The following is a 7,410-nucleotide window of genomic DNA, read 5'->3' on the forward strand; positions in this document are numbered from 1 at the left end:
TCGTTCATCCTCTCTGTTCGTTAAATGCATTTAGCAACTGATTCAATCAATTCTTGAGTAACAAGAATTACTTCTTCGCTTCCTTTGGTCGGTCGAATAATAGTACCGTCTGGAACTTCAATGTCCGATGGAACAATTGCGTTTTCAATATATACGTTAGAACCTATCTTTGCAGTAGGCATGACAACCGTTTTCTTAACCTCAGAACCTGAGCCGATTTGTACACCTGGAAATAACACGGACTGCTCTACGTTTCCTTCGACAACGCACCCTTCATTTACTAATGACTCCACCACGCAGGCGTTTGGCGCGATATATTGAGGAGGCTGATTAGGGTTAACAGAGTATACTTTCCATGAAGAGTCAAATAAATTAAGCTCGTCTTTATCACATAACAAATCCATATTCGCTTCCCACAAGCTTTTTACAGTCCCCACATCTTTCCAATAACCTTGGAATGGGTATGCAATTAGCTTTTTCTTTTCATCTAATAAAAGCGGAATAACATCTTTACCAAAATCATGGCTTGAATATGGATTGCGTGCATCCATTTCTAAATATTCTTTTAAAATACTCCATTTAAAAATATAAATCCCCATGGAAGCTAGATTGTTTTTAGGACGCTGTGGCTTTTCATCGAACTCCATTACGTCTAGGTCACTATTTGTATTTAAAATACCAAAACGGCTCGCTTCTTCCCAAGGTACTTCAATAACAGAAATCGTTACGTCTGCTTCTTTGTTTATATGATAATCAAGCATATTTTCATAGTTCATTTTATAAATGTGATCACCTGATAGAATCAGTACGTACTCAGGATCATATTGTGTCAAATAGTTTAAATTTTCATAAATAGCACTAGCTGTGCCTTTATACCATTTTACTCCATCTGACTCCGCGTATGGAGGCAATACCGTGACGCCACCATTCCGTCGGTCCAAATCCCAAGCGCTTCCAATTCCAATGTATGAATTGAGAACTAGCGGTTGATATTGTGTTAATACACCTACTGTTTCAATACCTGAATTTGTACAATTACTTAAAGCAAAATCAATAATTCGATACTTACCACCAAATGGTACAGCTGGCTTTGCTAGATTTTTTGTAAGTGAACTTAGCCGACTACCTTTTCCTCCTGCCAATAACATCGCTACGCATTTCTTTTTTAACATGTTGTTTTCTCTCCCCTCGTTTTCTCTTTGCTCGTAGTATACTAATGCCAAACGGCGGAATATTCATTTCAATGCAAAAAGGTTGACCGTGAAACGATTCATCCACTGATTTTAATGCCTTTTTATTTACAATGCCTGAACCGCCGTACACTTCGTCATCACTGTTAATAACTTCAATGTACTCTGTCTCAACTGGAACTCCAACTTTGTAAGAATGATATGGATGCTCAGAAAAATTGCTAACAACTATAAAAATCTCCTGATTTTCTTTCGACTTACGAATAAAGGAGAAAATTTGTTGATGATGATTGTTAACATCAATCCATTCAAATCCATCTGGATTATGGTCTAATTCATATAGAGACTTGCTTCTCTTATAAATCTTGATGAGATCCTTCATATATCCGTTAAGATTGCGATGCATGTCAAAGTCATAAAGCATCCAATCCAACTCCTCTAAATCTTTCCACTCATCAAATTGGCCAAACTCTCCGCCCATAAATAAAAGCTTTTTTCCAGGGTGTGCAAAGAAATATCCATATAGCAGTCGAAGCTGTGCAAACTTGCGCCAGTAATCACCTGGCATCTTATTAAGCAATGATTTTTTCCCATGTACGACTTCATCATGGGAAAGCGGCAAAATAAAGTTTTCGTTAAACGCATACATTAGTGAAAAGGTCATTTTATCGTGAAGATAGGGACGTCTTTCCACGCCAGCTTCCATGTAGGTTAAAACGTCATTCATCCATCCCATGTTCCACTTATAATTAAAGCCTAAACCGCCCTCATACGTAGGTGCTGTAACAAGGGGCCAATCCGTTGAATCTTCTGCCATCATTAATATCGTTTCATCAGATTTAAAAACAGCTTCATTCAATTTTTTTAAGAAGCTGACAGCTCCATCATTCACTGCTTTTCCAGAAGAATTTTGCCAATAAAGCATATTAGCTACAGCATCTACTCGAAATCCATCTATATGGAAGTACTCCAACCAAAACAAAGCGTTCGAAATGAGAAAACTTTGTACTTCAGGCTTTCCTAAATCGAAATTAGCTGTTCCCCAAACGTAATTTTCACGATCGGGTTCTTTTTTGTATTCATAAGTAGGTTCTCCATCGAACATATACAGACCGTGTTCATCCTTACAAAAATGCCCGGGTACCCAGTCTAAAAGAACTCCTATATTATTTTGATGACACTCATCTATAAAATTCATCAACTCTTTAGGTGTGCCGTATCGACTGGTAGCAGAATAGTATCCAGTTCCTTGATATCCCCAGGATCGGTCGAGCGGATGCTCAATGACTGGTAATAACTCAATATGTGTAAAACCTTGTTCAGTAATATAAGGAATAAGCTCCTGTGCTAATTCACTGTATGTATAAAGGCTGCCATCTTCATGAGTCCTCCAAGACCCTGCATGCAGCTCGTAAATACACAGCGGTCTTTCATATATGTTTTGCTGTTTTTTCTTTCTACGCCAATATTGATCGTTCCATTTGTACCCATCCAATGAGTAAACAATAGACGCAGTGTTTGGACGTACTTCACTGAAGAAAGCGTATGGATCTGCTTTTAATTTTTTTTGATTGCTTTGTGTGATGATTTCATATTTATAAATAGTCCCTTGTTCTAATTCAGGGATAAATGTCATCCAAATACCTTCTTCATTAACTTTAACCATTGAATGTTGAAAACCGTTCCATTTATTAAAATCACCTACAACGCTTACACCCTTTGCATGAGGTGCCCACACGCAAAATCGTACGCCTTCAATTCCTTCTACCGTTACCTGATGCGCACCGAAAATAGAGTAACTGCGAAATAAGTTTCCTTCGTGATACAAATGAACATCAAATTCAGTAGGCTGAACCGCTAGATTCACTTTTGCCACCCCTTTAACTTCAAACATAATATACGCACATAATATACGCTTCTTACCACTCATTCCCTTTTACAGTAAAAACATAAACCTTTTCTACAAATATAATAGAATAAATGTTCTTTAAAATTACTCTTTATCCCATACTCTTCATACTTTATTACTTTATGAATAATTCCATATGATATAGGGAAAATCCTGCTTAAAACTTACTTTTTATTCTGAAAATTCATGGTAATTATTCCTAACTATTATTTCTGTTTACTTAATCTTTAAAAAAGCGCAAATAAAAAAGGTTTGCATATATGCAAACCTTTTTGAGATGACCCGTACGGGATTCGAACCCGTGTTACCGCCGTGAAAGGGCGGTGTCTTAACCGCTTGACCAACGGGCCATATTTAAATTTAAAACGACTGGCGGAGAAGGAGGGATTTGAACCCTCGCGCCGCTTACACGACCTACACCCTTAGCAGGGGCGCCTCTTCAGCCACTTGAGTACTTCTCCGTATGGCTCCACAGGTAGGACTCGAACCTACGACCGATCGGTTAACAGCCGATAGCTCTACCACTGAGCTACTGTGGAATATGGTGGGCCTAAGTGGACTCGAACCACCGACCTCACGCTTATCAGGCGTGCGCTCTAACCAGCTGAGCTATAGGCCCTTCATTTGGAGCGGGTGATGAGAATCGAACTCACGACATCAGCTTGGAAGGCTGAGGTTTTACCACTAAACTACACCCGCGTTACTTAAGATGGGGCGACTGATGGGAATCGAACCCACGAATGCCGGAACCACAATCCGGTGCGTTAACCACTTCGCCACAATCGCCGTCTTAAAATGGTGGCTCGGGACGGAATCGAACCGCCGACACAAGGATTTTCAGTCCTTTGCTCTACCAACTGAGCTACCGAGCCAAACAAAATGGCGGTCCCGACGGGAATCGAACCCGCGATCTCCTGCGTGACAGGCAGGCATGTTAACCGCTACACCACGGGACCACTTTGGTTGCGGGGACAGGATTTGAACCTGCGACCTTCGGGTTATGAGCCCGACGAGCTACCGAACTGCTCCACCCCGCGATGATATGAATATGATATAAATAAATGGCGGAGGAAGAGGGATTCGAACCCCCGCGGGCTTTAACACCCCTGTCGGTTTTCAAGACCGATCCCTTCAGCCGGACTTGGGTATTCCTCCGTATATTTATAACAAATGTAACTTATATGGTAGCGGCGGAGGGAGTCGAACCCACGACCTCACGGGTATGAACCGTACGCTCTAGCCAGCTGAGCTACACCGCCATATTATTCGTTACAATTATTCAGTTTAATTTGTGGAGCCTAGCGGGATCGAACCGCTGACCTCCTGCGTGCAAGGCAGGCGCTCTCCCAGCTGAGCTAAGGCCCCATAAATGGTCGGGAAGACAGGATTCGAACCTGCGACCCCTTGGTCCCAAACCAAGTGCTCTACCAAGCTGAGCTACTTCCCGTTTATGGCGCGCCCGAGAGGAGTCGAACCCCTAACCTTTTGATCCGTAGTCAAACGCTCTATCCAATTGAGCTACGGGCGCTTATTAAAATGGTGCCGAGGGCCGGACTTGAACCGGCACGGTAGTCACCTACCGCAGGATTTTAAGTCCTGTGTGTCTGCCAATTCCACCACCCCGGCAGGACTTATATATGTGGAGCGGAAGACGAGGTTCGAACTCGCGACCCCCACCTTGGCAAGGTGGTGTTCTACCACTGAACTACTTCCGCGCATATATGAAATTAATGAAAGATGCGGGTGAAGGGACTTGAACCCCCACGTCGTAAGACACTAGATCCTAAGTCTAGCGCGTCTGCCAATTCCGCCACACCCGCGTGTGAATATAAATGGTGAGCCATGAAGGACTCGAACCTTCGACCCTCTGATTAAAAGTCAGATGCTCTACCAACTGAGCTAATGGCTCGAAAAAAATGGTGCCGGCAAGAGGACTTGAACCCCCAACCTACTGATTACAAGTCAGTTGCTCTACCAATTGAGCTACACCGGCGTGCAATCTCTGACTTAAATAGTCGATGGTGGAGGATGACGGGATCGAACCGCCGACCCCCTGCTTGTAAGGCAGGTGCTCTCCCAGCTGAGCTAATCCTCCGATATATAAGCCTGGCAACGTCCTACTCTCACAGGGACAAAGTCCCAACTACCATTGGCGCTAAAGAGCTTAACTTCCGTGTTCGGTATGGGAACGGGTGTGACCTCTTCGCTATCGCCACCAGACATATTATATTATACACTATTTTATAAAGAAAGCAATACTTTTTTCGAAAGATTTATTCTTTCAAAACTAGATAACAGTTCGCTGAGTAAAGCTTACGCTTTTAAAAGTTTGGTTAAGTCCTCGATCGATTAGTATCAGTCAGCTACACATGTCGCCACGCTTCCACCTCTGACCTATCAACCTGATCATCTTTCAGGGATCTTACTAGCTTGCGCTATGGGAAATCTCATCTTGAGGGGGGCTTCATGCTTAGATGCTTTCAGCACTTATCCCGTCCACACATAGCTACCCAGCGATGCCTTTGGCAAGACAACTGGTACACCAGCGGTGTGTCCATCCCGGTCCTCTCGTACTAAGGACAGCTCCTCTCAAATTTCCTACGCCCACGACGGATAGGGACCGAACTGTCTCACGACGTTCTGAACCCAGCTCGCGTACCGCTTTAATGGGCGAACAGCCCAACCCTTGGGACCGACTACAGCCCCAGGATGCGATGAGCCGACATCGAGGTGCCAAACCTCCCCGTCGATGTGGACTCTTGGGGGAGATAAGCCTGTTATCCCCGGGGTAGCTTTTATCCGTTGAGCGATGGCCCTTCCATGCGGAACCACCGGATCACTAAGCCCGACTTTCGTCCCTGCTCGACTTGTAGGTCTCGCAGTCAAGCTCCCTTGTGCCTTTACACTCTACGAATGATTTCCAACCATTCTGAGGGAACCTTTGGGCGCCTCCGTTACATTTTAGGAGGCGACCGCCCCAGTCAAACTGCCCACCTGACACTGTCTCCCGGCCCGATCAGGGCCGCGGGTTAGAATTTCAATACAGCCAGGGTAGTATCCCACCGACGCCTCCACCGAAGCTAGCGCTCCGGCTTCTCAGGCTCCTACCTATCCTGTACAAGCTGTACCAAAATTCAATATCAGGCTACAGTAAAGCTCCACGGGGTCTTTCCGTCCTGTCGCGGGTAACCTGCATCTTCACAGGTACTATAATTTCACCGAGTCTCTCGTTGAGACAGTGCCCAGATCGTTACGCCTTTCGTGCGGGTCGGAACTTACCCGACAAGGAATTTCGCTACCTTAGGACCGTTATAGTTACGGCCGCCGTTTACTGGGGCTTCGATTCAGAGCTTCTCCCAAAGGATAACCCCTCCTCTTAACCTTCCAGCACCGGGCAGGCGTCAGCCCCTATACTTCGCCTTGCGGCTTCGCAGAGACCTGTGTTTTGCTAAACAGTCGCCTGGGCCTATTCACTGCGGCTCTCTCGGGCTATACACCCTACCAGAGCACCCCTTCTCCCGAAGTTACGGGGTCATTTTGCCGAGTTCCTTAACGAGAGTTCTCTCGATCACCTTAGGATTCTCTCCTCGCCTACCTGTGTCGGTTTGCGGTACGGGCACCTCCCGCCTCGCTAGAGGCTTTTCTTGGCAGTGTGGAATCAGGAACTTCGGTACTATAATTCCCTCGTCATCACAGCTCAGCCTTTATGATGAGCGGATTTGCCTACTCATCAGCCTAACTGCTTGAACGCGCATATCCAGCAGCGCGCTTACCCTATCCTACTGCGTCCCCCCATTACTCAAACGGCGGGGAGGTGGTACAGGAATATCAACCTGTTGGCCATCGCCTACGCTTTTCAGCCTCGGCTTAGGTCCCGACTAACCCTGAGCGGACGAGCCTTCCTCAGGAAACCTTAGGCATTCGGTGGACAAGATTCTCACTTGTCTTTCGCTACTCATACCGGCATTCTCACTTCTAAGCGCTCCACCAGTCCTTACGGTCTGACTTCACAGCACTTAGAACGCTCTCCTACCACTGACATCAAAGATGTCAATCCACAGCTTCGGTGATACGTTTAGCCCCGGTACATTTTCGGCGCAGAGTCACTCGACCAGTGAGCTATTACGCACTCTTTAAATGGTGGCTGCTTCTAAGCCAACATCCTGGTTGTCTAAGCAACTCCACATCCTTTTCCACTTAACGTATACTTGGGGACCTTAGCTGGTGGTCTGGGCTGTTTCCCTTTTGACTACGGATCTTATCACTCGCAGTCTGACTCCCATGGATAAGTCTTTGGCATTCGGAGTTTGA

Annotated in this window: 2 protein-coding genes, 20 tRNA genes and 2 rRNA genes (1 of these 24 only partly in view); all 24 read right to left on the bottom strand. The window is 45.3% G+C overall.

Annotated elements, in window-relative coordinates; all coding sequences use genetic code 11:
- Nucleotides 1–20 precede the first annotated feature (20 nt).
- Nucleotides 21–1,172: a glucose-1-phosphate adenylyltransferase gene (locus LIS78_RS24785; protein WP_016765788.1), complete on the bottom strand. Its 1,152-nt coding sequence runs from the start codon at nt 1,170–1,172 to the stop codon at nt 21–23.
- The gene (gene glgB / locus LIS78_RS24790; RefSeq protein ID WP_195781687.1) at nt 1,123–3,084 is read right to left on the bottom strand and encodes a 1,4-alpha-glucan branching enzyme; all 1,962 of its coding nucleotides are present in this window, start codon (nt 3,082–3,084) and stop codon (nt 1,123–1,125) included. The genes LIS78_RS24785 and glgB overlap by 50 nt, the downstream gene beginning before the upstream one ends.
- A 293-nt stretch (nt 3,085–3,377) precedes the next feature.
- Nucleotides 3,378–3,449 (bottom strand) — tRNA-Glu (locus LIS78_RS24795).
- Nucleotides 3,450–3,469: 20 nt separating this feature from the next.
- A tRNA-Ser gene (locus tag LIS78_RS24800) sits at nt 3,470–3,560 on the bottom strand.
- Nucleotides 3,561–3,563: 3 nt separating this feature from the next.
- Nucleotides 3,564–3,638, bottom strand: a tRNA-Asn gene (locus tag LIS78_RS24805).
- 3 nt (nt 3,639–3,641) lie between these two features.
- A tRNA-Ile gene (locus LIS78_RS24810) sits at nt 3,642–3,718 on the bottom strand.
- Nucleotides 3,719–3,724: 6 nt separating this feature from the next.
- Nucleotides 3,725–3,798, bottom strand: a tRNA-Gly gene (locus tag LIS78_RS24815).
- Nucleotides 3,799–3,809: 11 nt separating this feature from the next.
- A tRNA-His gene (locus LIS78_RS24820) sits at nt 3,810–3,885 on the bottom strand.
- A gap of 10 nt (nt 3,886–3,895) precedes the next feature.
- Nucleotides 3,896–3,971: transfer RNA gene (locus LIS78_RS24825), tRNA-Phe, on the bottom strand.
- Between the two features lie 8 nt (nt 3,972–3,979).
- Nucleotides 3,980–4,055, bottom strand: a tRNA-Asp gene (locus LIS78_RS24830).
- 4 nt (nt 4,056–4,059) lie between these two features.
- Nucleotides 4,060–4,136 (bottom strand) — tRNA-Met (locus tag LIS78_RS24835).
- 25 nt (nt 4,137–4,161) lie between these two features.
- A tRNA-Ser gene (locus tag LIS78_RS24840) sits at nt 4,162–4,254 on the bottom strand.
- A gap of 27 nt (nt 4,255–4,281) precedes the next feature.
- A tRNA-Met gene (locus tag LIS78_RS24845) sits at nt 4,282–4,358 on the bottom strand.
- Between the two features lie 33 nt (nt 4,359–4,391).
- Nucleotides 4,392–4,464: transfer RNA gene (locus LIS78_RS24850), tRNA-Ala, on the bottom strand.
- Between the two features lie 5 nt (nt 4,465–4,469).
- Nucleotides 4,470–4,546: transfer RNA gene (locus LIS78_RS24855), tRNA-Pro, on the bottom strand.
- Nucleotides 4,547–4,550: 4 nt separating this feature from the next.
- Nucleotides 4,551–4,627 (bottom strand) — tRNA-Arg (locus tag LIS78_RS24860).
- Between the two features lie 9 nt (nt 4,628–4,636).
- Nucleotides 4,637–4,725: transfer RNA gene (locus LIS78_RS24865), tRNA-Leu, on the bottom strand.
- 14 nt (nt 4,726–4,739) lie between these two features.
- A tRNA-Gly gene (locus tag LIS78_RS24870) sits at nt 4,740–4,814 on the bottom strand.
- A 23-nt stretch (nt 4,815–4,837) separates the two neighbouring features.
- Nucleotides 4,838–4,919 (bottom strand) — tRNA-Leu (locus LIS78_RS24875).
- A 13-nt stretch (nt 4,920–4,932) separates the two neighbouring features.
- A tRNA-Lys gene (locus tag LIS78_RS24880) sits at nt 4,933–5,008 on the bottom strand.
- 8 nt (nt 5,009–5,016) lie between these two features.
- Nucleotides 5,017–5,092, bottom strand: a tRNA-Thr gene (locus LIS78_RS24885).
- A gap of 26 nt (nt 5,093–5,118) precedes the next feature.
- Nucleotides 5,119–5,194 (bottom strand) — tRNA-Val (locus LIS78_RS24890).
- Between the two features lie 9 nt (nt 5,195–5,203).
- Nucleotides 5,204–5,319: ribosomal RNA gene (rrf, locus tag LIS78_RS24895) — 5S ribosomal RNA — on the bottom strand.
- Between the two features lie 109 nt (nt 5,320–5,428).
- A 23S ribosomal RNA gene (locus LIS78_RS24900) occupies nt 5,429–7,410 on the bottom strand; it runs 953 nt beyond the window's last position.

It is taken from the genome of Priestia megaterium (assembly GCF_023824195.1).
In the GTDB taxonomy this organism is placed as follows: domain Bacteria; phylum Bacillota; class Bacilli; order Bacillales; family Bacillaceae_H; genus Priestia; species Priestia megaterium_D.

Bases quoted from the DNA above. Each gene is read 5' to 3' on its own strand.
- glgB (WP_195781687.1), bottom strand. From the start codon at position 3,084: ATGTTTGAAGTTAAAGGGGTGGCAAAAGTGAATCTAGCGGTTCAGCCT.
- LIS78_RS24785 (WP_016765788.1), bottom strand. From the start codon at position 1,172: ATGTTAAAAAAGAAATGCGTAGCGATGTTATTGGCAGGAGGAAAAGGT.